The organism is Vreelandella aquamarina (genome assembly GCF_900110265.1).
GTDB lineage: Bacteria > Pseudomonadota > Gammaproteobacteria > Pseudomonadales > Halomonadaceae > Vreelandella > Vreelandella aquamarina.
This window is the reverse complement of sequence record NZ_FODB01000122.1, coordinates 1-1,233: the sequence shown is the minus strand read 5'-3', so window position 1 is coordinate 1,233 and position 1,233 is coordinate 1. Positions and strand designations below refer to the sequence as shown.

General features: G+C 57.3%; 1 protein-coding gene. It reads right to left on the bottom strand.

What is annotated here, in order from left to right; genetic code table 11:
- Positions 1 to 162: 162 nt before the first annotated feature.
- Positions 163 to 1,233 (bottom strand): IS1380-like element ISMaq3 family transposase (locus tag BMY49_RS17105; RefSeq protein ID WP_008174531.1); only part of this gene is annotated, 1,071 nt, incomplete at its 5' end.

The following is a 1,233-nucleotide window of genomic DNA, read 5'->3' as shown; positions in this document are numbered from 1 at the left end:
CCCGGATTTCTCATAGTGCTCCAACAACCTTCGCAGACCAAGCCTGGTAGTGCCAGATCCGAGTGGTCATGGTCGAAGTTGGCGATTATTTAGCCAGTTTCCGGCATTCAGGCACAACTCCCCCTTTCCCCCATTGGTATCGGGCCGGGGGAGCCCGATTATCTACTGGGGCACCAAGCGCTGAACCAGTGCTGAGAGATCGTTCTTGTGTGGATAGCTATCACTCATCAACACCCGTATTCGGCGGGTGTTGCGGATGATGACTGCGCCAACCTTGATCAGCTTCAAGCGCAAGGTGCCGGCACTCATACGTTCGAAGGGCGTGTTTTTCAGATGCACCCGCAAACGCTCGAACAGGGTGTAGGCGAAGCCGGATAAGATCAGCCGCCACTGGTTGGTCCACCAGTGTGTGCTGGAGGTGCGACCGGCAAACAGATCCAGTTGTTGATCCTTGATCCGGTTCTCCATATCACCCCGTGCGCAATACTGTTCGTAGTAGAGCTTGAATCCGTCATCGTAGCGGGAGCTGATAACGAACCGGGGGTTCGGGCCTTGAGGGCCATATTCCAGGCGCGCAACCACCCAGCGTGGCTTATGCCAGCTTCGGGCTTTGTAGCGGAAGCGGAAGGTGCTGGCGAGCTTATGGCCATGAGCCTCGTAGTAGGTCCGGACTTTGTCCATGGCTGGGGCGGCAAGCGCCTCCAGCCGCTGGTTGCGGGCCATGCCTACGATGTAATCCACCTGGTTGCGATCGCACCAGGCCAGCAGTCGGGGCTTGCTGAAGTGGGAGTCGCCCCGGAACACGATCCGGGTCTGTGGCCAATACTCGCGAATAAATCGCACCAGCAGCGCCAGAATGGCCCAGCTGTGCCGGGCATCACCTCGATTGCTGGTGCGCAGATAGCTCACCAGCAAGTGCCTACCGCAGAAGACGTAAAGCGGGAAGTAGCAGTGATGGTCGTAATACCGGTTAAAGAACTTACCCGGCTGGTCGCCGTGCACCGGAATATCGGTGCCGTCAAAATCCAGCACGATTTCCTTGGGCGGCTTCTCATGCTGCTCGATAAAGTGGTGCCAGAGCAACTCATGCGCTTTGACAATGGTTTGCCGATCCATCGCCTGCTCCATTCGACAAAGCGTGGACTTGCCGGCCAGAGTCGAGGCATTCCCCGTGGCGGTTTGTAGTGCCTGATCAAAGCGAAGCGCTTCATGATCATTCAGATCTTCGTAGCC